The organism is Streptomyces sp. NPDC018031, from assembly GCF_044327625.1.
Lineage (GTDB): Bacteria > Actinomycetota > Actinomycetes > Streptomycetales > Streptomycetaceae > Streptomyces.
This window is the reverse complement of record NZ_JBIRFT010000015.1, coordinates 1-23,253: the sequence shown is the minus strand read 5'-3', so window position 1 is coordinate 23,253 and position 23,253 is coordinate 1. Positions and strand designations below refer to the sequence as shown.

At 72.0% G+C, this 23,253-nt stretch carries 21 protein-coding genes and 2 pseudogenes; 12 read left to right on the top strand and 11 right to left on the bottom strand.

The features are described from left to right. Positions 1-246 precede the first annotated feature (246 nt). Complete coding sequence (locus ACH4B3_RS26635) at positions 247-1,191, top strand: SMP-30/gluconolactonase/LRE family protein (RefSeq protein ID WP_398466852.1); 945 nt, start codon at positions 247-249, stop codon at positions 1,189-1,191. Positions 1,192-1,309: 118 nt separating this feature from the next. On the opposite strand, the gene ACH4B3_RS26630 is transcribed toward ACH4B3_RS26635, so the two are convergent. Then, positions 1,310-2,263 (bottom strand): GlxA family transcriptional regulator, encoded by a 954-nt coding sequence (locus tag ACH4B3_RS26630; RefSeq protein WP_398466850.1) that lies wholly within the window; start codon positions 2,261-2,263, stop codon positions 1,310-1,312. Positions 2,264-2,352: 89 nt separating this feature from the next. Here ACH4B3_RS26630 and ACH4B3_RS26625 point away from each other — a divergent pair, with 89 nt between their 5' ends. Next, on the top strand, positions 2,353-3,285 hold the full coding sequence (locus tag ACH4B3_RS26625) for an NADP-dependent oxidoreductase (protein ID WP_398467103.1): 933 nt from the start codon (positions 2,353-2,355) through the stop codon (positions 3,283-3,285). A 153-nt stretch (positions 3,286-3,438) separates the two neighbouring features. Next, positions 3,439-3,828 (top strand): cupin domain-containing protein, encoded by a 390-nt coding sequence (locus tag ACH4B3_RS26620; protein WP_398466848.1) that lies wholly within the window; start codon positions 3,439-3,441, stop codon positions 3,826-3,828. A gap of 326 nt (positions 3,829-4,154) precedes the next feature. Here the strand turns inward: ACH4B3_RS26620 and ACH4B3_RS26615 are convergent, their stop codons facing one another. Together ACH4B3_RS26615 and ACH4B3_RS26610 are read right to left on the bottom strand one after the other, a co-directional pair. Then, on the bottom strand, positions 4,155-4,859 hold the full coding sequence (locus tag ACH4B3_RS26615; protein WP_398466846.1) for a response regulator: 705 nt from the start codon (positions 4,857-4,859) through the stop codon (positions 4,155-4,157). After that, positions 4,856-6,106: a sensor histidine kinase gene (locus ACH4B3_RS26610; RefSeq protein WP_398466844.1), complete on the bottom strand. Its 1,251-nt coding sequence runs from the start codon at positions 6,104-6,106 to the stop codon at positions 4,856-4,858. Before ACH4B3_RS26610 ends, ACH4B3_RS26615 begins: the two co-directional genes overlap by 4 nt. A 367-nt stretch (positions 6,107-6,473) precedes the next feature. On the opposite strand from ACH4B3_RS26610, the gene ACH4B3_RS26605 reads away from it, so the two are divergent. The 4 genes from ACH4B3_RS26605 to ACH4B3_RS26590 all read left to right on the top strand — a co-directional run bounded on the left by ACH4B3_RS26605 (position 6,474) and on the right by ACH4B3_RS26590 (position 10,428). Continuing rightward, the gene (locus ACH4B3_RS26605) at positions 6,474-7,247 is read left to right on the top strand and encodes an SDR family NAD(P)-dependent oxidoreductase (RefSeq protein ID WP_398466842.1); all 774 of its coding nucleotides are present in this window, start codon (positions 6,474-6,476) and stop codon (positions 7,245-7,247) included. Positions 7,248-7,538: 291 nt separating this feature from the next. Beyond that, positions 7,539-8,435: a hypothetical protein gene (locus tag ACH4B3_RS26600; protein WP_398466840.1), complete on the top strand. Its 897-nt coding sequence runs from the start codon at positions 7,539-7,541 to the stop codon at positions 8,433-8,435. Positions 8,436-8,541: 106 nt separating this feature from the next. Further along, entirely contained in the window at positions 8,542-9,072 is a 531-nt protein-coding gene (locus tag ACH4B3_RS26595) for a carboxymuconolactone decarboxylase family protein (RefSeq protein WP_398466838.1), read from the top strand. A gap of 81 nt (positions 9,073-9,153) precedes the next feature. Next, on the top strand, positions 9,154-10,428 hold the full coding sequence (locus ACH4B3_RS26590; RefSeq protein WP_398466836.1) for an MFS transporter: 1,275 nt from the start codon (positions 9,154-9,156) through the stop codon (positions 10,426-10,428). Between the two features lie 674 nt (positions 10,429-11,102). Here the strand turns inward: ACH4B3_RS26590 and ACH4B3_RS26585 are convergent. Both ACH4B3_RS26585 and ACH4B3_RS26580 read right to left on the bottom strand, forming a co-directional pair. Next, the gene (locus ACH4B3_RS26585) at positions 11,103-11,291 is read right to left on the bottom strand and encodes a metal-sensitive transcriptional regulator (protein ID WP_398466834.1); all 189 of its coding nucleotides are present in this window, start codon (positions 11,289-11,291) and stop codon (positions 11,103-11,105) included. Positions 11,292-11,621: 330 nt separating this feature from the next. After that, entirely contained in the window at positions 11,622-11,963 is a 342-nt protein-coding gene (locus ACH4B3_RS26580; protein WP_398467101.1) for a DoxX family protein, read from the bottom strand. Between the two features lie 59 nt (positions 11,964-12,022). Between ACH4B3_RS26580 and ACH4B3_RS26575 the strand changes: the two are divergent. Continuing rightward, positions 12,023-12,386, top strand: a pseudogene (locus tag ACH4B3_RS26575) (hypothetical protein); the annotation flags it as partial. Between the two features lie 50 nt (positions 12,387-12,436). Here ACH4B3_RS26575 and ACH4B3_RS26570 read toward each other — a convergent pair. Further along, positions 12,437-12,754, bottom strand: a complete 318-nt coding sequence (locus ACH4B3_RS26570; protein ID WP_398466832.1) for a hypothetical protein — start codon at positions 12,752-12,754, stop codon at positions 12,437-12,439. A 189-nt stretch (positions 12,755-12,943) separates the two neighbouring features. Here ACH4B3_RS26570 and ACH4B3_RS26565 point away from each other — a divergent pair, with 189 nt between their 5' ends. Then, on the top strand, positions 12,944-13,441 hold the full coding sequence (locus ACH4B3_RS26565; RefSeq protein ID WP_398466830.1) for a hypothetical protein: 498 nt from the start codon (positions 12,944-12,946) through the stop codon (positions 13,439-13,441). Here the strand turns inward: ACH4B3_RS26565 and ACH4B3_RS26560 are convergent. Next, a protein-coding gene (locus ACH4B3_RS26560; RefSeq protein WP_398466828.1) for an IS5 family transposase occupies positions 13,427-14,337 on the bottom strand; the annotation gives its coding sequence in 2 pieces (ribosomal slippage) (positions 13,427-14,076 and positions 14,076-14,337; 912 coding nt in all). The two genes, ACH4B3_RS26565 and ACH4B3_RS26560, sit on opposite strands and share 15 nt — an antisense overlap. Positions 14,338-14,872: 535 nt before the next feature. Here ACH4B3_RS26560 and ACH4B3_RS26555 point away from each other — a divergent pair. Next, positions 14,873-15,453, top strand: a pseudogene (locus ACH4B3_RS26555) (snapalysin family zinc-dependent metalloprotease). Positions 15,454-15,866: 413 nt separating this feature from the next. Here the strand turns inward: ACH4B3_RS26555 and ACH4B3_RS26550 are convergent. The 3 genes from ACH4B3_RS26550 to ACH4B3_RS26540 all read right to left on the bottom strand — a co-directional run bounded on the left by ACH4B3_RS26550 (position 15,867) and on the right by ACH4B3_RS26540 (position 20,276). After that, positions 15,867-16,784 (bottom strand): SAM-dependent methyltransferase, encoded by a 918-nt coding sequence (locus ACH4B3_RS26550; protein WP_398466826.1) that lies wholly within the window; start codon positions 16,782-16,784, stop codon positions 15,867-15,869. Positions 16,785-17,223: 439 nt separating this feature from the next. Beyond that, entirely contained in the window at positions 17,224-19,572 is a 2,349-nt protein-coding gene (locus ACH4B3_RS26545) for an ABC transporter permease (RefSeq protein WP_398466824.1), read from the bottom strand. After that, the gene (locus ACH4B3_RS26540) at positions 19,569-20,276 is read right to left on the bottom strand and encodes an ABC transporter ATP-binding protein (protein ID WP_398466822.1); all 708 of its coding nucleotides are present in this window, start codon (positions 20,274-20,276) and stop codon (positions 19,569-19,571) included. The genes ACH4B3_RS26545 and ACH4B3_RS26540 overlap by 4 nt, the downstream gene beginning before the upstream one ends. Before the next feature lie 160 nt (positions 20,277-20,436). On the opposite strand from ACH4B3_RS26540, the gene ACH4B3_RS26535 reads away from it, so the two are divergent. Further along, entirely contained in the window at positions 20,437-21,795 is a 1,359-nt protein-coding gene (locus tag ACH4B3_RS26535) for a sensor histidine kinase (RefSeq protein WP_398466820.1), read from the top strand. Then, positions 21,792-22,490 carry a response regulator gene (locus ACH4B3_RS26530; protein ID WP_398466818.1) on the top strand — a complete coding sequence of 233 codons (699 nt, stop codon included), beginning with the start codon at positions 21,792-21,794 and terminating at the stop codon, positions 22,488-22,490. Before ACH4B3_RS26535 ends, ACH4B3_RS26530 begins: the two co-directional genes overlap by 4 nt. Positions 22,491-22,601: 111 nt before the next feature. Here the strand turns inward: ACH4B3_RS26530 and ACH4B3_RS26525 are convergent, their stop codons facing one another. Then, positions 22,602-23,015: a hypothetical protein gene (locus tag ACH4B3_RS26525; protein WP_398466816.1), complete on the bottom strand. Its 414-nt coding sequence runs from the start codon at positions 23,013-23,015 to the stop codon at positions 22,602-22,604. Positions 23,016-23,253: the final 238 nt, after the last annotated feature.

The window sequence follows — 23,253 nt, the reverse complement described above, 5'->3', positions numbered from 1 at the left end:
CCGGATGACGCCACGTCCGGATGACACAACGCCGCGCGGCTTCCGTGCGCGCTCGCCGGCGGCCCCGGCGGGCAGTCGACGGCCCGCCGGGGGCGTTCCGCCGGAGCTGGGCCGGCAGTGCCCGATCGATGTGATCCACGACTCTCCATTCGGGATCTACTAGCCAGGACAGAACCTCATCTTGCAACATGCCGCTGAGGCCGATTCACATTCGGCATGCGGCAGGTTTCGTGAGGAGTGGACTCCATGAGCGGCGAGCGCCCGGGGCTGTACGAGATGCTGGACGAGCGGTTCCGTACCGGGAGGTGCATGAACGGCGATGAGGCCGTGGAGGTCCTGTTCACCGGCTGCCGCTGGGCCGAGGGGCCGATCTACGTGCCCGCCTGGCGCCAGGTGGTGTGGAGCGACATTCCCAACGACCGGATGCTGCGGTGGGACGAGGAGACCGGTGCGGTCAGCGTCTTCCGCCGCTCCGCCGGGCACACCAACGGCAACACCCTCGACCGCGAGGGCCGGCTGATCACCTGCGAGCAGGGGAACCGCCGGGTGACCCGGACCGAACACGACGGCACCCTCACCGTGCTGGCCGACCGCTGGCAGGGCAAGCGCCTGAACAGCCCCAACGACGCGACCGTGAAGTCCGACGGTTCGATCTGGTTCTCCGACCCGGACTTCGGCATCACCAGCGACTACGAGGGGTACCGCGCCGAGAGCGAGATCGGTGCCAACAACGTCTACCGCATCGACCCGGCGACCGGCGAGGTGCGGCTGGTCGCGGACTGCTTCGGCGCGCCGAACGGCCTGGTCTTCTCCGCCGACGAGCGGCAGCTCTTCGTCTCCGACACCCGGGCCGGCCTCATCCGGGTCTTCGACGTACGCGACGACGGCACCCTGTCGGACGGCAAGGTCTTCGCCGAAGCGGGGATCCGCGAGAAGGCCCGCTTCGACAACCTCCGCTTCGACGACGGCGGTCGGCTCTGGGTCGCCGCGATGAACGACGGTGTGCACTGCTACGACCCCGACGGCACCCTGATAGGCCGGCTGAACGTCCCGGAGGCGGTCGCCAACATCTCCTGGGGCGGCGCGAAGCGCAACCGTCTCTTCATCGCCGCGGAGACCAGCCTCTATTCGGTGGTCATGGGCAACACCGGCACCCACCCGACCGGACCGGGGCGACGGCCCTGGCGGTAGCCGGCGCCGCGGTGAGGCCCCGCCGATTCATCACCGGTCGATCCGTGACCGAGGCGGGGCCGAGGAGGCCCGGGCCGGCGCCGGGTGGACCGCGCCCGGCCGGCCCGCGCACAGCCGCTCACCTCGCCGGGGCGGTGCCCCGGAAGGTGCGGCGGTAGGCCATCGGCGTGACGCCGATGGCGGCGTGCAGGTGCTCACGCAGCGAGGTCCCGGTGGCGAAGCCGACCTGTCCGGCGATGTCGTCGACGGCGAGGTCGGTGGTCTCCAGCAGGTGCTGGGCCCGGGAGACGCGCTGCTGGATCAGCCAGCGGCCGGGGCTCGTTCCGACCTCCTCGTTGAAGCGGCGCGCGAAGGTGCGCAGGCTCATGCGGGCGTGCCCGGCGAGCTGGACCAGTGTCAGCGGCTCGTGCAGGTGCTCCAGCGCCCACTGGCGGGTGGCCGACGTGCCGTTCGCGGACGCCGGGGGGACCGGGTGCTCGACGTACTGGGCCTGGCCGCCGTCCCGCCACGGCGGCACGACGCAGGCCCGTGCCACGTGATTGGCGACGGCGGTGCCGTGGTCCCGGCGTACGAGGTGGAGGCAGACGTCGACACCGGACGCGGCGCCGGCCGAGGTGAGCACGTCGCCGTCGTCCACGAACAGCACGTCCGGGTGGAGTGCGACCGTCGGGTACCAGGACCGGAAGACGTCGGCGACGGCCCAGTGGGTGGTGGCGGGCCGGCCGTCGAGCAGCCCCGCGGCCGCCAGCACGAAGGCACCCGTGCAGATGGACACGATCCGGGTGCCGGGTCGTACGGTTGCCAGCGCCTCGCCCACTCCCGGCGGCAGTGCGCGCGAGAGGCGGGAGATGTCGAAGGGGGGCAGCAGTACCGTGTCCGCCGTCGGGAGGACCTCGGGACCGTGCCCCACCGTGACCGAGAAGTCGGCGTTGGTGGCGACAGGGCCGCCGTCGACGGAGCAGGTCAGGACCTCGTAGCGGTCCTGGAGCGCGCCGAGGATCCGGCTCGGGATGCCGAGCTCGAAGGGGTACACCCCGTCCAGGGCGAGGACGACGACACGATGGACAGCCATGGCACGATCCCGTCGGAAGTTGGCATTCATGCCATGGTACGACCCCGGGGTCCCCGGCGAGGCTGGAAGGCATGACGAACCACACCACCATGCGCGCCATCAGCCAGGACACCCACGGCACCCCCGAGGTGCTGAAGGAGGTCGTCCTGCCGCGGCCCACGCCCGGTCCGAGCCAGATCCTCGTCGCCGTCCACGCCGCCGGAGTGAACCCGACCGACTGGAAGCACCGCGCCGCCGGCATCTTCCTGGACCGGATGCCGTTGGTCCTCGGCTGGGACGTGTCCGGTGTCGTCGAGGCCGTCGGCTTCGGTGTCACCCTGTTCAAGCCGGGCGACGCGGTCTTCGGGATGCTGCCCTACCCGCACGGCGTCGGCTCCCACGCCGAGTACGTGACGGGCCCCGCCCGCGCCTTCGCGCACAAGCCCGCCGGCATCGACCACGTCCAGGCCGGCGCCCTGCCGCTCGCCGCCCTCACCGCCTACCAGGCGGTCGTCGACACCGCCGCGGTCCGTTCCGGACAGCGCGTCCTGATCCACGCGGCCGCCGGTGGGGTCGGCCACCTCGCCGTCCAGATCGCCAAGTCCCGCGGCGCTTACGTCATCGGCACCGCCGGCGCCGCCAAGCACGACTTCGTCCGCTCGCTCGGTGCGGACGAAGTGATCGACTACCGGACGACCGACTTCCGCGACGCCGTCCAGGACGTCGACATGGTGCTCGATCCCGTGTCCGGCGACACCCGCGCCCGCTCCCTCGACGTCCTGCGGCCGGGCGGCGTCCTCGTCTCGCTCCTGCCGGGCACCGACCCCGACGAGGCCGCGAAGGCCGCGGCCCGCGAGGTCCGCGTCGAGACCCTCCTCGTCGAGGCCGATCACGCCGGCATGAACGCCGTCGCCGACCTGGCCGCCTCCGGCGCCCTGCGCGCCCACATCGAGGCCGCCTTCCCGCTCGCCGACGCCGCCAAGGCCCACGCCCTGGGCGAGACCAACCGCACGACGGGCAAGATCGTGCTGACCGTTGCCTGAGCTCCGACGCTCCGGCGTGGGCGCCGGCCTGCCCCTCGCTACCCCGTGGTCCCTCCCCGACCGCGAACCCAGGAGTCCGGCCGCGGTGTACGCGGTGATACCGCCGCGCAGATGGATGAACTCGCTCTACAACGGCAGGGAAAGGTGCTTCACATGGAGAGTGCGCTCGTGCACGTGGTCGGCGAGAGCGAGCAGCGGACGACCAGGACGCCGTCCGGCTCGATGTTCGGTCTGGCCGCCCCCAGTCAGGGCAGTACCGAGATCAGCACCTGGCGGGTGGAACTCGGCGCGGACTCCGCCACGCCGGTGCACATCATCGACCGAGAGCAGGTGTGGATGCCCCTGTCGGGTGAGTTCGAGATCGAGGTGGACGGCGAGACCCGGCGCGCCAAGGCCGGTCAGGCCGTCATCGTGCCCGCTGGTGCCGTGCGGCGACTGAAGGCCGTGGACGGCCCGGCAGGGGCTTTGGTCGCCATGGCCGTGGGTGGCAGGGCAATGCTGCCGGGCAGCGAGGACAGGATCCCGCTTCCGTGGGCGGAGTGACCCCCTCCCCGTGAACAGCCCGGCCGGGCCCCTCGACGGTTCCGGTCGGGCTGTCCGTCGCGCCGAGCTCGGCCCCGCCACACGCAGCTGCGCCGGCTCATCCGCGCCCTGGGGCACGGCAGCAGCGCCTGCCAGGGTGCCCCTGGCTCGGCAGCTCGCGCCCGCTTCTCCACCGTGGAACGTCGGGTGCCGGCCGTCGGCCGGCGGTCGCACACGGCGCCGACGCCGTGGAGCCCGGCATGGCGGCGTGTGGCCCGTCGACGAGCAGCGGTGCGCTGTACGCGAGTGCGGGTGGGAGACGAAGAGGGAGTCCGTGATCCGCCGGCTCAGTCGGTGACGAGTCCCGCGCTGTGGGCAAGCAGCGCCAGCCGGATGCGGTTGTCCCGCCCGGTCTTCGTCATCAAGCTCGCCACGTGCGTCTTCACCGTGGTGATGCCCAGGTGCAGCCGCTGAGCGATGTCCTTGTTGGACAGGCCCGTGCCGATCAGGGCCAGGACCTCGCGCTCGCGTGGCGAGATGCCCTCCAGCGAACGCGGGGCCGAGACGGTGCCGACTCCGGGGGATTTGGCACCGGGGCCCGCCGGGACGGGTTCCTCGCGGGGCCGGATGTGGTCACGCACGGCTCTGCTGACCAGCCGGCGCAGCGCGTCCGGGCTGAACGGAGCGCCGCCGGCGGCGGCCCTGCGGATCCCCTCCAGCAGGTCGCCCGGCGGGGTGTCCTTGACCAGGAAGCCGCACGCCCCCGCGGCGAGGGCCGGATAGAGGTGGTCGTCGTCATCGAAGGTCGTCAGGGTCACGATGCGGGCGCCGGGCCGGCCGGCGAGGATGCGGCGAGTGGCCTCGATGCCGTCCAGGCCCGGCATGCGGAGGTCCATCAGCACCACGTCGGGTGCCAGCCGGTCGGCGAGCCGTACGGCGTCGGCCCCGTTGTCAGCCTCCGCGAGAATCTCCATGTCGGGGGCGGGTTCGACGAGCATGCGCAGACCCATGCGGACCAACTCCTGGTCGTCGACGACGAGTATCCGGATCACGGGGCGGCCGTCCATGGTCTGCCGGGGCCCGGCAGGGTCGCGGACAGCCGCCAGCCGGCGCCGTGCGGCCCTACTTCCAGGTGGCCGCCCAGGAGTTCGACTCGCTCGTGCATGCCGATGAGACCGTGGCCGACCGGGCGGGCGGCCACCGCCGCCGGTAGCGGTGGCGCCGCGAGGGCAGGCGAGGGCGGCCCGGCGCGGTCGGCGGCCGATGGTGCCCGGGCCGGCTTCCCTCCGTCGTCGTCCAGTTCCAGATGGACGACGTCGTCCCCGGTCACCCGCACCGTCAGGCGGGCCCGGGTGCCCGTCCCGGCGTGCTTGGCGGTGTTGGACAGCCCCTCCTGGGCGAGCCTGAGCACGGCCAAGCCGCGTACCGCGTCCAGCCGTGCCACGTCCGGGTCGAGGGCCAGTTCGACGCTCAGGCCGGTGAGGCGGCCACGGTCGGCGACCGAGTGCAAGGCGGTCGGCAGCGCCGCCGGATCGACCAGCGCGCAATCCACCCCCTGGTTGCCGGGGTCGCGTAGGACGGCCACCAGACGCCGCAGGTCGGCCAGCGCCGTGCTGCCGGCGGTGTGCAGATCGTCCAGGACCTGGCGCACGCGCGCGTCCGTCGGCGGCAGCACGTGGCGGGCCACACCGACCCGCAGCACCATCGAGGACACATGGTGCGCCACCAGATCGTGCAACTCGCGTGCGATGGCGGCACGTTCGGCGGCGCGGGCGGTGGCCGCACGCTGACCGGCGCGCTCGGCCCGCCGCTCGGCGTCCTCCCGGGCCCGGAACGCGGCGTCCCGGACTCCGCGCACGTAGGCGCCCAGCAGCAGCGGCAGCCCGGCCACCACACCCGCCTTGTACAGCACGGAGAGAGCCTGTTCCGGCAGGTCGCCCAGGCGGTTGATGACGACGGCGAGGGCGAGCGCGGACGCCCCGGCGGCCGGGAGCCGCCCCGCTCGACGCAGGGCCAGCTCGAACACCGTGACCGCCGCGGTGATTTTCAGCGCCGGGACGATCCCGGAACCGAGCCCGTGGCCGAGGGTGACGAGCACCGAGCCGCAGAGCACCGCCTCCCAGGGGCGCCGGGCGGCGAGCGGGTACAGCAGCAGCGCGCCCACGGCGAGGGCCCGGTCCGAGCCGTCTTCCGGCTCGAGTACCAGGAGGAGATCGCCGAGCAGCACGAGCGCCAGCACCCCGGCCCGCGCCGGCGCGTACCGCTCGTCGAACACGCGACCGGTCCATTGTGGATTCACCCGGTCACGATAGGCCGCCGCCATCAGCGCCGGGTCCTCCCGGAGGAGGAGGCGGGATCCTTCCTCAGGCCGCCGGTCCCGGCCGGTTGCAGGAGCCGCGCACCGGGCCGGCGCTGCCAGGCTGCGGTGCATGACAGACAACGGCACGACACCTCATGGCAGTTCACCGATCGGCGCCCGCCCAGGGCGTGTCGACGCCACCGGCGGCGACGCCACGCCGGCCGGAGGTCCATGGCCCCGGCGACGGGCAGTGATGGCGGGCACCACGGCAGGACTGGCCGGCATCGTCGCCGCGACGGCTCCGGGCGCGCGGGCCGCGGCAGCATCCCGCCGGGGCGGTGCCGGACGTCGCTTCCGGGGAAAATCGGTGCTCATCACCGGGGCCACCTCGGGGATCGGCCGCGCGACGGCGGTCGCCTTCGCCGCGCAGGGCGCCCGGGTCGGATTCTGCGGGCGGCGGGTGGAGCTGGGACGGCAGGTGGAACGGGAGATCCGGGACGCCGGCGGCGAGGCGACCTACGTCCCGGCCGACGTACGCGAGGCGGAGCAGGTGCAGCGTTTCGTGGACCGCGTCGCCGCCGCGTACGGCGGCGTGGACATCGCCTTCAACAACGCGGGGGTCGGGGGGAACAAGCTGCCGCACGAGATGGCCGTCGCGGAGTGGGACGACGTGCAGCGGACCAACGCCCGCGGTGTCTTCCTCGCGATCAAGTACGAGGTCCCTTACATGCTGGAGGCGGGCGGAGGCGTGATCATCTGCACCGCCTCCTCGGCTGCCGAACAAGCCCGGCCGGGCGGGGCCGCGTACACGGCGAGCAAGCGCGCGGTGCAGGGCATCGTGAAAGCGGCGGCGCTCGCCTACGGTACCCGCGGCATCCGGGTCAACGCGCTCTTGCCGGGCACCACCGACACCGCGTTCGTCCGGCCCCCCGGTATCCCGGACGCGGACTGGGAGAAGTACAAGAAGGCGTTCGGCCCGCTGAACGTCGATGGACTGCAGCGGATGGCGGAGCCGGAGGAGATCGCGCAGGCGGTCCTGGGGCTGGCGTCCGAGGACTTCCCCTACATGACGGGAACGTCGGTGTCGGTGGATGGCGGTGTGTCGGCCGGCCGCGCGATGGTGCAGCCGCCGCGCGGCTGAACGGTCCGGCTGGGCGGCGTCGCCGCGCTGGGCGCCCCGCCGGTCCCGTCCAGGTGTTCAGCCGGGCGTGGGGGACGAGCCGAGGCGGCCGGGCCGGCGCGTGGCCGCCAGTCGTGCGCGGAGCCGTTCGCCGTCCGGCCCGCGGATGCGGCCACGTCCGACCATGGGCTTCGGCAAGCCCCTCGCCGGATCCAGCGATTCGGGCTCCCCAAATACCCCCTGGGGGTATATGGTTGTGATCAACAGCCAGAACGGACGGCGCCGGAAGGCGCGTCACACAGGGGAGATGTCATGAGGAACCACGCCGGTCACGACCACACCAACCACGGTGGGCACGCCAACCACGGCGGCCACGGTAGTCACGCCGAACACGCCGGCCATGGCGGCCACGCCGGAGCTCAGCCCGGTGGGCTGTCGGTCTCCCAGAACGGGTACACCCTGGAATTCGACGCGACGATCCTCACCGCCGGCGTGCAGCCGGTCAGCTTCCGGGTGATCGGTCCCGACGGGCAGCCGGTGACCGAGTTCGTGCCCGAGCACGAGAAGGAACTGCACTTCATCGCCGTCCGGCGCGACACAGCCGGGTTCCAGCACGTGCACCCGGTGATGGACGAGAAGGGCACCTGGAGCGTCGAACTGGCCCTGGAGCCGGGGGACTGGAGATTCTTCACCGACATTCACCCGGTCGGCCACGACGGGACCATGACGCTGGGGATCGACGTCGCGGTCGCCGGGCCGTACGACCCGCGGCCGCTCCCCGAGGCCACCGGGATCGCCCGCATCGGTGAGTACACCGTCGCGCTCGACGGCGAACTCGTGCCCGGCGAGGCGAGCGAGCTGACCCTCACGGTCAGCCGGAACGACCGCCCCGTCACCGACCTGCAACCCTATCTGGCCGCGTACGGGCACCTGGTGGCGCTGCGGGTCGGTGACCTGGGCTACCTCCACGTCCACCCGGAGGGCGAACCGGGTGACGGCACCACCGCACCGGGACCGGAGATCGCGTTCATGGCGGTCGCACCGTCGTCCGGCACGTACCGCCTGTACCTGGACTTCCAGCACGACGACGTCGTCCGGACGGCCGAGTTCACGGTGCGGACCACCGCGGCCACCCCCCGGTCGGACGCCGCACCCCAGGCCGCATCCGAGCACGGGAGCCACCATCACGGCGGCCACGGACACCACTGATCCCGTGAACGCCCCGATCGGCTGCCGCGCCACCCGGCGCGGCAGCGGGGCGCTCGACTCGCCGGGCCCCACCCGCCCCAGCACACCCCACAGCGGAAGGAGCGTCATGCCCCGCCTGACCCGACTCACGCCCGACACGGCGGTCGGCGCCTCGCGCGACCTCCTCGCCGACCTGGTCTCCCGCCATGGCCGGATCGGTGACATGGTCTCCACGATGGCGCACTCACCGGCGGTACTGGGGGGTTACCTCCAGCTCAGCCGGGCCATGGGACGCGCCAAACTCGACCGCAGGACCAGCGAACGGATCTCGATCGCCATCCAGGCCCTGCAGGGATGCGGGCTGTGCCTCGACGCGCATGTCCAGGCCGCCCGAGCCCTGGGAGTGGACGAGGACGAGATCGAGAGAGCCCACGCGGGTACCTCGGCCGATCCCGCGATCGCGGCGATCATCACTCTCGCCCTCCGGATCTACCGCGAGCCGACGTCGATCACCGACGAACAGGTCATCGCGCTGCGCGAGCACGGCTACAGCGACCGCGCGATAGCCGATGTCGTCGGCGTCGTCGCACTCAACGTCCTCACCGGCGCCTTCAACCTGCTCGCCGGTCTCACACCGGAGAGCGACCCCGGTGCCTAGAGACACCCCCGCCTGTACTCGCGGGGCACGGCCTCCACCCCGAGCCCGTGCCCCGCCGCATGGACACGGAAGGAAACCGCCATGCGTCTGTTCGCCATCCGCGACTACCGCCGCCTGTTCGGTGCCCAGGTCATCGCCCTGTTCGGTACCGGGCTGACCACGGTGGCCCTCGGGCTGCTCGCCTACGACCTCGCCGGCCCGCGCGCCGGCATGGTGCTCGGTACCGCCCTGACCATCAAGATGGTGATGTACGTGGCCATAGCCCCGTTGGTCGCCGCGTACGTCGACCGGTTCTCCAGGCGGGCTCTTCTGGTCCTCCTCGACGTGGTCCGCGGCGCGGTGGTCCTGGCACTGCCGCTGGTCACCGAGGTCTGGCACATCTACGTCCTGATCGGCCTGCTCCAGGCCGCCTCCGCGGCGTTCACCCCGACGTTCCAGGCCGTCATCCCCGACATCGTCACCGACGAGTCCGACTACACGCGCGCCCTGTCCGCCTCCCAGGTCGCCTCCACCATGGAGAGTCTGCTCAGCCCCGTGCTGGCGGCCGTCGCCCTGACGTTCATGAGCTTCAACCGGCTGTTCCTGGGCACCTCCGCCGGATTCCTCGTCTCCGCCCTGCTCGTCCTGGCGACGCGCATCCCCGACGCCCGCCCCAGCACCCACACCAGGGCATGGGACAAGGTGGCAGCGGGGATCAGGACCTTCTTCAGGACGCCGCGGCTGCGTGGCATCATGGCGCTCAACCTCGTGGTCGCGGCGGCAGGGTCGATCGTCGTCGTCAACACCGTCAACCACGTCCGCGACGAGCTGGGCGGCTCGCAGTCGGACGTCGCCTGGATGCTCGCCGCGTCGGGCACCGGGACCCTCCTGGCCGCCCTCGTACTGCCCCGCGTACTCGACCGGATCGCTGCCCGCAGCGTCATGATGACCGGCGCCGGAGTCCTCGCCGGCGGCACGACCGCCGCGGTGACGCTCATCGCGGCCGGCCTCACCACCTGGACCGGCACGGCGATCATCTGGACCGCGATCGGCGTCGGCATGGCGCTGATCATCACACCGACCGGCAAGGTCCTGCGCGCCTCCGTCGGACGGAACGCGATCCCCCAGGCATTCGCGGCCCAGTTCTCCCTGTCGCACCTGGCCTGGCTGGTCACCTATCCCGTCGCGGGATGGCTCGGCACGAGCGCCGGCTTCGCCCTCGCCTGGTCCGTCCTCGCGCTCCTCGCCGGGGCGGGAACGATCGCGGCTCTCCTCCTCTGGCCGCGCCACGACGGACGAGGAGCCATCACCCGACCCGTGACGCCCGCCCGGCACGCGCCCGGCAAGGACCGGTCCACCCTGGCCAAGGCCGCGTGAAGCGCCTCGTACACAGCTCCGGCCGTCCGCGTCGTGCACAGCACGCGCTGCCGGCCGGACACACCGGGAAGGTCGTGGCCGCCGCCCCGCTCCGTGCGGGCGGCGGCCACGACCTTCCCGTCCGAGACCGAACACGAGGGCTGGCACGTCGTCGGCAGGCTGCCTGCGCTGCGCTGTCACCGCCACGCCGACGGGGCGTGACCCGGCGTCTGATTGCACGAGCCGGCACGGAGACGCATGGACGCCGGCATCCCAGTACGAGGGCACGTCCTGAGGCCAGTCATCACGTCCAGACGTAGGAGCGAGGTTCCCTCCGCTGTCCTGTGGCGGGATCACCGTCCGATGGTTCACGCGGATGAGTGGCAGGCATGAGGAGAACGCGGTCGGGATCCATTTGAGCGACGCATCCTTGTGACCTTGAGCAGGAACACGCGCCCTTGGTAAGGGGCAGGAATTCCGGACCACCGCGGCAGCGGCGCGGCGTGGCTGCGGTGAGCGCACAGATCTCGCCGGCGTGGTCGTTCACTTCGACGGACCGTTGAGCCGGGTCGCGGAGACGCCGGTCCGCCGCCCGGCTGCTGAAAAGCATGCGTGGGCGGGGAGTCGGTCCTGTCCGACTCCCCGCCCGTCACGTCCCTGTCCGACTGATCACCCGGCCCGGCCCGATCTGCGGCTCAAGCGCGGACCAGCCGTGCGATGGCCCGGGACGCCTCGTCGACCTTCTCCCTGGCCGTGTCCCCACCCTGGGACAGCGCTTCGGAAACACAGCAGTTGAGGTGCTCCTCCAGTAGCGCGAGCGAGCAGGACTGGAGAGCGGCGGTGGTGGCGGAGATCTGGGTGTAAGGGCGGTGGTCACCCGGCACGGGCGGAAAGCCTCACCCGGGCTCGGGCGCGGAGGGCACCGGGAGGCGGGACGACCCAGCCGGCCCCGTCGGTGACCCGCAGCGTGCAGAAGCAGCCGGACACGTCGTCAACTCCACCTGGTCCGGTGTCCGTGCACGTCCGAGTACCGGTCAGCCGCCGCGTGCGCGGCCTTGTCCGCCGCCACCCGGCCGGGGCGTCGAAGCGGGGACACCACTGGGCCGGGGGCCGGTTGTGGATGTTCCGCTCCGGGACCGGGTCACGGCACCCCTCCCACCACAGCACCCCCAGCCGCACCGTGCTGCGCCACCGGCCCGGTGCGGCCCGCTCGATCACAGCCAGGTGGCCGGCCGGATGGTCACCGCCGCGGTGACGGCGAGCCCGGCGTTGAGTGCGATCCGGCGGTCATCGCCCATCAGGTGGACGACGATCGCGCCCATCTGCAGGAGTACGAAGCCGATGGCCGCGGCCGGCGCCAGCGGGGGAGCGACGCCGGTCAGCGGTGGCAGGATCAGACCGGTCGCGCCGAGTATCTCGACCGTCCCCAGCGCCCTGAGGGCGGGCAAGGGCATGTGGTCGACCCAGGCCATCATCGGTCGGAGTTGATCACGGCTGCGGAACACCTTGAGTGTGCCCGCGTAGAGGTAGAAGAGCGCGAGCGGTCCCGCGACGATTCAAGAGGCGGTGTCCATCGTTCCCGCCCGTGGGCCACCGGTTCCCGGGGACCCGTCGATCGCGGCTGGCCGAGCTGAGCGACCGCCGCTGGTTCCAGTTCCCGCAGGGCACCGACCCCGTCTGGCAGTCGTACTGGAACGGTGGCAGGCCGCGCGAGGGCCCAGTGGTGCGCGCCGTCCAGGAATTGCCTGCAGACCGCGCTGTGGAACGGCACGGTCGGCCTGGCCCCTCTCGGACACGACCTGCCCGCGGAGCCGGCCGTGGTGCCGTTGATCGACATGCCGCCGAGCCGGGAGGTGGCGGTGTGGAACGAGGGCGCCGCCAACCCGTTGATCCGATCCTTCATCGAGATCGCGACAGCCGCGTACCGTCACCGAGGACCGGCAACCGGTGCTGCCACGGCTCGGGACCCAAGGCTGTGACGGCCGCGGCGCGGCATTCTCCGCCGTCCCGTGCGACCGCCGGGGGTGTTTCAGGGCCCGGTACCGACTGATCCCGCGGCGAGCCCCGGCAGCGGCGGCGCACTCACAGCGAACGGATCGCCCAGGACACCTGCGACCCGGATGAGGCCCGGGCTGTCTCCGTCGGTGGTGGAGACGTAGACGGTGTAGGACCATCCCCGTTCGGCTGCGTACCCCGACGCCCAGGTCAGGAGTTCGTCGACGTCGACCTCGTCAAGGATTTCGTACTCGTGGGAGGTGACGGCCGGTACGTCCCAGAAGGAGACGCGGTAGCGGGCATGGTCTTGCTCCCAGGCTGTGTCGCGGGGGTCGATGGCGCGGATGTCCATGTGGTGAGCCTAGGGCCTGTCCGAGGAGTCACCAGTCGGTTGCAGGTGATGGCATCACCGACTTCGCTGGGCTCCGGTCGGGAGAATGGGGGAACCGTTTGACTACGTGATCGGGGGGCCTCTTTGAGTCTGTCGGGACAGATACTTCCGCTGGTAGGTGTTGCGCTGGGCGCTATCGGGGCGTTCCTGGTGAGCAGCTTGAACGATCGGGTGCGGTGGCGGCGTGAGCAGTCCGTGCGCTGGGACGCGCGGCGTCTGGACGCCTATGGCGAGTACATTCACGCCGTAAAAGAGCTCGCGGGCCGCTATCAGCGCATCGCTGCGGGTCGTGGGCTCGTGACTGGTCCCGCGCCACTGGAGCTCACTGCCGAGGTGCTCGCCGAGCTCGGCGCGGCTGAGGCCCGCCGTTCGGCGCTGGGGGAGACCTGCGAATTGTTGGGAGACACCGACACGAACACCGCGTCCAAGGCGCTGAACCACTGCCTGTGGCGGCTGGAGCACCTGGCGCGGGGCGTGCCCACGGAAGTCGAACAGAGCTGGGAACAGGCGTACTTGGAGTTCAGAGACGCACAGCGCCGCTACCTCGAGTGCGCACGGGCCAGTCTGGGGGTGACCGGTCCGGTCAACCGGGACGTCGCCTGGCCCTCGGCCTGGCGGCCCGTGAGTCGGTCGTCACGCACCGAGTGATGTACCGGGCCCGGTTCGCGGCAGGAGCCAGAGCCGGATCCCGGCGACGGTGACGGTGCCGTGGAAGATGTAGGCCCTCTTGTCGAAGCGCGTTGCCACGGCCCGGTGGGCCTTGAGCTTGTTGATCAACCGCTCGACCTCGTTCCTGCGCGCGTACCGGGTCCGGTCGAAGCCGGCGGGTCGGCCTCCCGAGCTTCCGCGATGCCGGCGATGAGCCCGCTGGTCCCGCCGTTCGGGGATGGTGTGCTTGATCTGCCGACGGCGCAGGTATCGGCGGATGCAGCGCGAAGAGTGCGCTTTGTCGCCGCTGAGGTGGTCCGGCCGGGTGCGGGGACGACCGCCGGCCGGGCGCGGCACGCGAATGCGTTCCAGAACCGGGATCATCTGCGGGGCGTCACCCCATTGTCCGGGCGTGACCAGCACAGCCAACGGCCGTAGTCCGCCCTCACCAGCCAAGTGGATCTTCGTCGTCAGGCCGCCCCGAGAGCGGGCGAGGGCTTCGTCCGGACGGTGCTGGGCGGGCCGGGTGCGCTCGCCAGGTTTCCGCGGTGCCTGCCTGCGGGCTCCGGCGGCGTGCTGATGAGCTCGGCACACGGTGGAGTCCACGCTCACCATCGACCAGTCGATACGGCCTCCGCGTCAGCGTCGGCCTGGAGGGCCCTCAGAATCCTGTCCCACGTCCCATCCGCTGACCACCTGCGATGCCGGTCATGCACCGTCTTCCACTTACCGAACCGTGACGGCAGATCGCGCCAGGGGATGCCGGTCCGCTGCCGGAACAGGATCCCGTTGATCACCTGGCGGTGGTCCTTCCAACGCCCACCTCGCCCGACGTTCGTCGGCACGTGCGGCCTCAACCGGGGCCATTCCTCGTCCGCGAAGTCACCCCGACCCACTCGGACCAAAACGATCAGGGCGCTCGGCAGTCACCCGACCCGTCGGACAGGCCCTAGCCTCTGACGTGTGCTCGCGGCGGCGTCCGGACCCTGAGCGGAAGCGCGAAAGTGCCTTCTGGTCTGGGGTGATGCGCGTCGGTCATCTCAGTGGGGAGGCTTTCCGCACGCACGGCACTTGAACGGGGTGCCGGGCGGCCGCCGCGGCGGGGCCGTCTCGTACGGACAGCTCGCCGACCCCCCTTCGGTCAGCCGATGGCCGCCCGCGCCGTGGCGGACGACCAGTCGGACCTGATCGGCCCCCCGCCGCTCCTGCTCCAACTTGTCCGGAACGCCTTCGGGGCCCGCCGCGTCAGGTCGGACTGACCTCTCCCTTCGAAGAGCCTCGCCTCGGTGCCTGCGCCGGCGTTATGGCCGACCGGTATGAGTGCGGACCGGCGATCGCGTGCATACTCCCATCAACACGAACTTGTCAGGTCTCCGACAACCCGTGTTCCAGGTCCTCCGCCTCGGAGACCAGCCCAGAGAAAGGACAGTCATGTCCCGCTCCAAGTGGTTCGCGGCCGCCGGTACCGCCGCGGTCATCGCCCTGACCATGGTGCCCGCGGAGATCGCCGCGTCCGCGCCGTCCACGGCTGCACCGAAGAGTGTTTCGGCGGTGACGACCCTCTACTACGACGACACCCGGGCCGGCGGCTGGGAAGCAGCCATCACGGCCGGAGTCGCCTCGTGGAACGCGAACGTCACTAACGTGAAGCTGGTGAAGGCGCCGTTCGGCACCCGTGCTCAGATCCAGATCGTCGCCACCACCGGCTGGCCGCAGGCCACGCTGGGCCCGGTCCGCCCCGGTGGCCAGGTGCGGGTGGAGCTCGGCAGCCAGGCGGTCACCCAAGGCTACGACAAGACCCGCATAGCCGCCCACGAGCTTGGCCACAGCCTGGGCCTGCCGGACACCAAGCCCGGCCCGTGCTCCCAGCTGATGTCGGGCTCCAGCGCAGGTACCAGCTGCACGAACGCCGTCCCCAACGCCACCGAGCGGTCCCGTGTCGAGTCCGCCTACGCCTACCGTGCCGCCGCGCGGACCTGGACGACAGCCGCGTACTGATCGACCTGCCCTGACACGGAACCGTGCCGGCGACGCCGCACCGCGCGCACGAGGCGGAGCAGGCGAAGCCGCGGCCGCCCCCGGCAGCCCCCGTGGCCCGGGGCGGCCGCCGACGACACATGGCCGGACAGACGGTGACGGCAACCCGTCTCCACGGCACCGCCGCCACCGCTTGCCTCGGGCGGACCCATACGCGACTCACCCATCGCTCGACCTGGACCGCCGCCCACCCCGGTGCCCTGCCGGTGACTGAAGGCACCGTGATCCGCCTCCGGATCGAGTACCTGACCAGCGGCGCCGCATCCCAGCCGGTCTGGCTGCGGTGGTCAGGCACCGATGACTCCGAAACCGAGTGGGCCTGGGATGGCAGGCATTCCTGCGGCGCTTCGGCATGGCACACCGGAGGGCCAGGCCGGCACGGAGCCGGTCAGGCGGAGGAGTCCGGCTTGACGGCGGAGGCGAGGACGTAGTCCAGCCGGGCCAGGTCCCGCCCGAGTTGGACGCGATCGCTCATCCCCCACCTGAGTATGCCGCGGTACAAGGAGCTCACCCGGCGCGCGAACGCCGGATGGTCGACCGTGCGGGTGACGTAGGCGATCCACGGGTCCCACACCCGGTCCCGGACGCTGCGCACCCGCACCGGCCGGAAGCCGGCCGTCTCCAGCTTCCCGGCGTAGTCGTCCCGGTCGTGCCAGTTGCGGTCGTCCACCGTCTGTTTGACCCAGTCGAGCGCCGGGCAGCCGAGTGCGGTCCGCGGGCCCGCGCCGGGCATCGGCACGATGTCGGCGACGGCGAGTACCCCGCCGGGCCGCAGCACCCGGAACGCCTCGGCGAAGAACCGGGTGCGCGGCCGGTAGTGCATCGCCGACTCCAGCGAGACCACCCGGTCGAAGCAGCCGTCCGGGAAGGGAATGTCCGTCGCCGAGGCACGTTGGAAGCGGAGCCGGCCCTCCACCCCTTCTGCCCGGGCCCGAGCCCGCGCTGCGGCGACGTGGTGCGGGGTGACGTTGATGCCGAAGATCTGGTGCGGCCGCCGGGTGGCGAGCCAGTGGAAGTCCTGATCGCCGAAGCCGAACCCGCAGTCCAGCACGGTGTCGCCGGGGCCCATCCCGGCGGCTTCGGCGAGCCGGCCGGCGAGCGCCTCCTGGGCCTCGTCGTAGGACTCCGAGCCGGTCTCCCAGTAGCCGACGTTCAAGTAGGTGCTCTGCTCCGACAGCAGGTTCGCCGGCGGGTACATCCGGTAGAGGCTGCGGACCCGGGTGGCGTAGTCCGTCGACAGCCGAGCGGTGAGGAAGCTGGTGAGGAGGCGGACGTCGGCGCGCGGCGAGACACGTAAGAGAGGCACGGTGGACGACCTTTCGGTACGGGCAGGCGCGAGAGGGTGACCGGTACTCCACGAGACGACGGCACGCGCCCTCCCGTGCCCTGCGTCGGTGTGCGGGGCTCGGCCCGGCCACGGTGTGCCGAGTACGAGCGAGTCTCCACCGCCGGACGCGCCACCGGAAGCGGCAGACATCGTTCATGCGGTGGATCCAGCCAACGCGTGAGGCACCCGCGCCGCCCCGGACCGACACCGAGGAACCACCGGTTCGGCGCCGGTGCCGGCCGAGAGGAGCACCACGCAGCCACGGCAGACGAAGCCCTGGACGGCACCCCCACCGCGCCGTGCTCCAGCCCGGCAGGCATCGACAAGGAAACGACCAGAGTGGTGGCAGTTCTGAGGGAAAGCGAGTCCACCGCAATGGCCGCTGAACCCCGCCGGCCCCAATCGGCAGTCCGACCTCCTATTCGGTGCGCAGAGCCGTGGCGGTTCGGGCCCTGGCGGCCCATCCGGCGGGCAGCAGCGCGCCCAGGGTGGCGATGAACAGGCCGCCGAGTGCGAGCGGGAGCAGCTCGGCCCCGTGGTAGACGGCGATGACGGAATCGGGGAGGCGGAGCCCCACACTCTCGCCCATCGCCGGGATGACCCAGCCGTGCAGGGCCACGCCGAGCGGCACACCCAGAGCGCCCGCGACCAGTCCGGTCACGACGACCGAGGTGAGCACCATCGCGACGGTCTGCCGGGGGGTCATCCCGAGCGCCTTGTGGACACCGATCTCCCGGACGCGCTCGCGGGTGTCGAGCAGCACCCCGTTGAGCACGCCGAGCGCGGCGACGGCGACGAGCATCAGCGTGAGGACCGCTGACAGCGAGTTGAGCGTGACGACCATCTCGCTGCCGGAGCCGAGCCCGCCGGCCTGGGCGGTGGCCCCCAGCGGTGCCAGGTCCGCGTTGAGCGCATCGACGTAGCCGGTCACGTCGGTGCCCGAGGCGACCGCGATGTGATGACTCGTCTCCGTCAGGTCGGGATGTGCGCCCTCGAGGGTCGCGGCGTCGGTGAAGACCTGCATGCCGTCGTTCCGGGGGTCGAGGACCTCGCCGACGATTCGGACCCTGACCGGCTCGGCCAGGCCGTTCAGTGTGACGGTGTCGCCGACGCGGGCACCGGTGGCGGCCAGGAACGGGGTCGGGACCACGGCCTCACCGGGCTTGTCGATCCAGCGGCCCGAGACCATGGTGTAGCCGCCCCACGAGGCGTCACCGGTGAAGGCGATCACGTCGACGATGCCGGTCAGGCCGGACACGTTCGTCCGTACCGTCGCGGCGCTGTAGTACCTCCCGGTTCCGGCGGCGGCCTTGACGGCATCGGCGACCGCGTCGGGATCGGTCTCGCGCCGCTTCTCGGAGCCGGGGCCTTGGGGGCCGAAGTCCGGCAGGGGCGCGGGCACCGTGACATCGGCGACGTCGTGGGCCTTGGCCTCCATCACCCGGCCGAGTGAAGCGCTCATCCCCACGGTGAACGTGACGGCGATGGCGCCGAACAGGATCGCCGTGCCCACGGCCAGGGCGCGGCCGGGCCGCGCGAAGGGCCGGGCCAGGCCCAGGGCGACCGGCCGCGGCAACGGCAGCCGTCCGGCCAGCCGGGCCGCCCACCGGCCGCGCCCCGTCGAAGCGGTGCGCCCGACGGTGAGTGCGTCGACCGTCCGCAACCGGCCGGCCCGCCAGGCACTGGCCCACGCGGTCGCCGCCACCAGACCGAGCACCCCGGCGATCACCGCCACATCGACCCAGGGGGCGATGCCCGGGGACGAGGTGCCGTAGGCCTCCCCCGTCTCGGCCAGTACGGGGACGGCGAGCAGGTGGCCTGCGACGACACCGAGGGCCGTGCCGACGGCGGCCGGGACCAGCGCCTGACCGATGTAGGCCCGTACGACCTGGGCCGGGGTGAAACCGACGGCCTTGAGGACGCCGATGCGGCGCGTTCCCGTGCCCACGGCCGAGGCGACGACATTGCCGACGATGAGCACCGACATGACCAGGCCCAGGGCGCCGAACGCGCTGAGGAACGGGACGTAGAGGGCGGTGTCGCGCTCGGCGGACTTCTTCACGGTGAGCCATGACTGCTCGCCGACGGCCGCCCGGGGCGGCAAGGACCGCGTCACGGTCCTGCCGCCCGCGGTGATCTGCGCGGCGGTGCCAGCGTCGGTGAAGCGGTAGAGCATCTGGTAGCCCCCGCTGCCGGGCGCGGTCAGCGCCGGCATCTGGGAAGGCGCCACCCAGGCATCAGCGGTCCGGGTGACCGAGCGGGCCACACCGACCACCGTCAGCGTCGGCCCGCCGGGCAGGCCGGGGAAGTCGATCTTCATGCCCATGGTCGGGATGAGCGAGGAGCCCACGGACAGCACGATCTCGCCGGAGCGCGTGGGCCACCGCCCGTCGACCAGTGCCACCTCGTCCACGTCCCGGCCGGGATCGCTCCGGCCGACCACGGTCATCGGCCACGCGGGGCCCGCCCCGCCCGCCCGCGGGGTGACCGTCGCCGTACGGAACGGCCCGGCTGCGGCGCTCACCCCTTCGGCATCCTTGGACCTCGACAGTTGCCCGGCGCTCACCTGGCTCGCGTCGAACTGCACGGACAGATGCGCGCCGTGCTGCCTGGCGAAGGCGTCCTCGAAGGGCGCGCCGGAAACCACCAGCAGCGATCCGCCGAGGACGGAGGCGGCCACCGCCACCATCGTGGCGAGCCCGATCACCAGCGTCTGCACCCGGCGTCGTCTCGCCCCCGAGCGCACCACCCTGCCGAGCGCGCTCATCGGGCGGCCTCAGGGGCGAGGGCATGCGACCGGATGTCCTCGATGATCCGGCCGTCGGAGATCCGGACCGTACGGTGCGTGCAGGACCGGGCCAGAGCCAGGTCGTGGGTGACCACGACGACGGTCTGGCCCTCGGCGTTGAGGCCGGTGAGCAACCTGCTGACGTCCTGTCCGGCGGCTGTGTCCAGGGCCCCGGTCGGCTCGTCGGCCAGGAGCAGCGCCGGCCGGTTCATCAACGCCCGGGCCACCGCGACGCGCTGCCGCTCGCCGCCGGACAGCCGCCCGGGGTAGGCGCGGGCGTGCCGGCCGATGCCGAGGTTCTCCAGGAGTTCCGCCGCCCGGCGGTCCGCCTCGCCGCGTGCCATACCCGCGAGACGCGCGGGCAGGACGACATTGTCGGCGACGGTCAGATCGTCGAGCAGGTTGAAGAACTGGAAGACCATGCCGATCTTCGACCGCCGGTAGCGCGCCGATCCGGCCTCGCCCAGCCGATCCACCCGCACCCCGTCCACGGTGACGGTCCCCCTGTCGGGCCGGTCCAGGCCCGCGATCAGATTGAGCAGCGTGGACTTACCGCTTCCGGAAGGGCCGAGGATCGCGACGGCCTCGCCGGGCTGCACGGTCAGCGACGCCTGGTGCAGAGCGAGCGGGCCGTCGCCGTATCGGCGGCTCACCTCGCGCAGTTCGATCACCGGCATGGTCATGTAAGGCTCCTCGGTACGGGGCGGTCGGCTGGCTGAACGCTAGGAGCGGCCCCGGCCCGCACGCATCGCCCGCCCGAACCCCTTGCGGTACCGTGCTGGGCTGAGCCCCGGAAACGTCATCCCTGCGATGTAGGCGGGTGATGTATCCGGTGCGGCGGGAATGACCGCCACGGTGGACTCCGCGGGTCCGCGCGGCGGCGACAATGAACCGGTGAGGGACGTACGTACGACGCTGAAACGGCTGCCGGAAGTCGCCCGCCGGACCGTTCGCGACGCCGGTGTGCCGAGCGGTCCACCGCTGCGACTCACCCGGCGGGCCTGGCAGTTCGACGCGCTGCTGGCACTGGTACTCGGCAGCGCCACCGTCTACTACGGCATCGACAACGTCGGCAACGTCGTGGTGCGGGAGATCGCACCCGGTGTGGAGCACGTCATGCCGCGCCCGTCCGGCCCCGGCGGCCTGGCCCTCATGGTGACCCTCGCGGCCGTCGCCTCGGGTGCCCTGGCGCTGCGCCGCCGCTACCCACTGGCCGTGCTGTGCGTCGTGACGGCCGCGACACTGGCGACACCGCAGAGCGTCCTGCGGCTGACCTTCTACGCGTTCGTCATCGCCGTCTACAGTGCCGCCGTGTACAGCCCGTACCGGGTGGCCACCCTGGCGGCGCTGCCGGTGTCGGTCGTCCTGGTCGGCACTTCGGGGAACTCGGTGACACCGATCGTCCCCAACGAGTACATCGCCCTGCTGATCCTGGCTCCGATGGCCGTGGCCGCCGTCGGACTGCGCACCTGGAAACTCCGGACCGACGAGGGTCGCACCCGTCTCTCCGCCCTGCAACGTGAACAGACCGAGGCGCTGCGCCGGGCTGTCGAGCACGAACGCGCCAGAATCGCCCGCGAGTTGCACGACGTCGTCACCCACAACGTCAGCGTCATGGTCATCCAGGCCGGTGCCGCCCGCAAGATCATGAAAACCTCCCCCGAGCAGGCCGGCGAGGCGCTGCTCGCCGTCGAGGCGGGCGGGCGGGCGGCCATGACCGAGCTGCGTCACGTCATGGGACTGCTCACCATGGCCGACGAGGGCAAGTCGGCGGACGGACGTGCGGACTCGGCGGACACGGCGGCGGAGCTGGCCCCGCAACCCGGCCTGGGCCAGCTGGAGGTGCTGGTCGGACGGGTCCGGGACACCGGACTGCCCGTCGACCTGACCGTGACCGGCCCGCCCCGCCCCCTCCCGCCCGGCGTCGAACTCGCCGCCTACCGGGTGGTCCAGGAAGCCCTGACCAACACCGTGAAGCACGCGTCCGGCGCCACCGCCGCGGTGACCGTCGAATACCGCCCGGACCGGCTCCGGGTGGAAGTCACCGACACCGGCGGACGACCGGGCGTGGGCACCGGAAGCGGCCGGGGCCTGATCGGCCTGCGCGAGCGCCTCGCGGTCTACGACGGAACCCTGCACACCGGCCGACGCCTGAGCGGCGGCTACCGTGTGGAGGCCCTGATGCCCCTGGAGGCACCGTGACCGAGCCGCTGAGCGTGCTCCTCGCCGACGACCAGACCCTGGTCCGCACCGGATTCCGTATGATCCTCGGCGCCGACGGCATCGACGTCGTCGCCGAGGCGACGAACGGAACCGAAGCCGTCGAAGCGGTCCGCCGCACCCGGCCCGACGTGGTCCTGATGGACGTCCGGATGCCCGAGATGGACGGCCTGGAGGCCACCCGCCGCATCCTCACCGGCGCCCCCGGCGAACCCCGCGTCATCATCCTGACCACCTTCGACCTCGACCGATATGTCTACGCGGCGCTGTCCGCCGGGGCCAGCGGCTTCCTCCTCAAGGACGTCACTCCCGAACACCTGACCGCGGCCGTCCGCACGGTCCGCACCGGCGACGCTCTGCTCGCGCCCGCCATCACCCGCCGCCTCGTGGAGCGGTTCACCCAGCGCGGCAGCGACACCGCCGCCCTCCACCGCGACCTCGCCTCGCTCACCCCGCGCGAACTGGAGGTGCTCGGTCTGCTGGCCCGAGGACTGAGCAACGCGGAACTCGCCACCCGCCTCCACCTGGCCGAGGCGACCGTCAAGACGCACGTCGCCCGCATCCTCGCGAAGCTCGGGCTCCGTGACCGTGTCCAGGCCGTCATCGTCGCCTACGAGACAGGGCTGGTCAGCGTCGGCACACGCGAGGCCGCCCGGCAGCCCACCGAGCCCACGTAGACGGGGCCGAGAGTCGCGGCCGCGGCCGTGGACCGGACCGACCTCGGCCGGGGCCGGGGCCGGTGGGCCCCAGCCGTCCTGGAGAGCTCCCCGCCCCGGCCGATCGGCAGCTCAGGCGACGACCCTCCAGCGCAGGCAGCGCTGCCCCGACGGCCGCACGCCGACGTGGGGCCGATAGCACAGGAAGGACGTGCCGGTCTCCAGCACGGTGGCCAGGTCATCGAACAGCCCGGTCGGACTGGTGGCCCACAGTCGTCCGTCGGTATCGCCCGCGCTGATGGCCATCTCGTAGACATGGCCGTAGGTGGCCCCGGGGCGGTGGTCGACGAACGCGTAGCCTCCGGAGACGGGAGCGGCGAAGGGCACCCACTGATGCGGATGCCCGGCGAGCTCATCCTCTTCCCACAGCCCGGACGCCAGGTTCTCCTGCCCGTAGCCGACGAGCCACTGATACGACGACGCGATCTCACGGATGTCGCACGGTCGGTGGTCCCCTGGCAGGACCGTGCCCGGCTGATCGCCCACCGGGATGCCAGGGACGATCCACGGACATGCCTGCGGATACCGCCTGTGCAGGTCCGTGGCGCTGTGACGGAGCGGGCGGTTCACCAGTTGCGGGGCCCGTCAGAAGTCGTACGGCTTCTTGGTGTTCCAGTTCAGTACGTCGCCCTCGTTCCAGCTGAACTGCGGCTTCTCGCCCTTGCTGTCCACGGAGTAGAAGGGGCCGTCGTTGCCGCCGGTGCCGCGCAGCGCGATGGCGAAG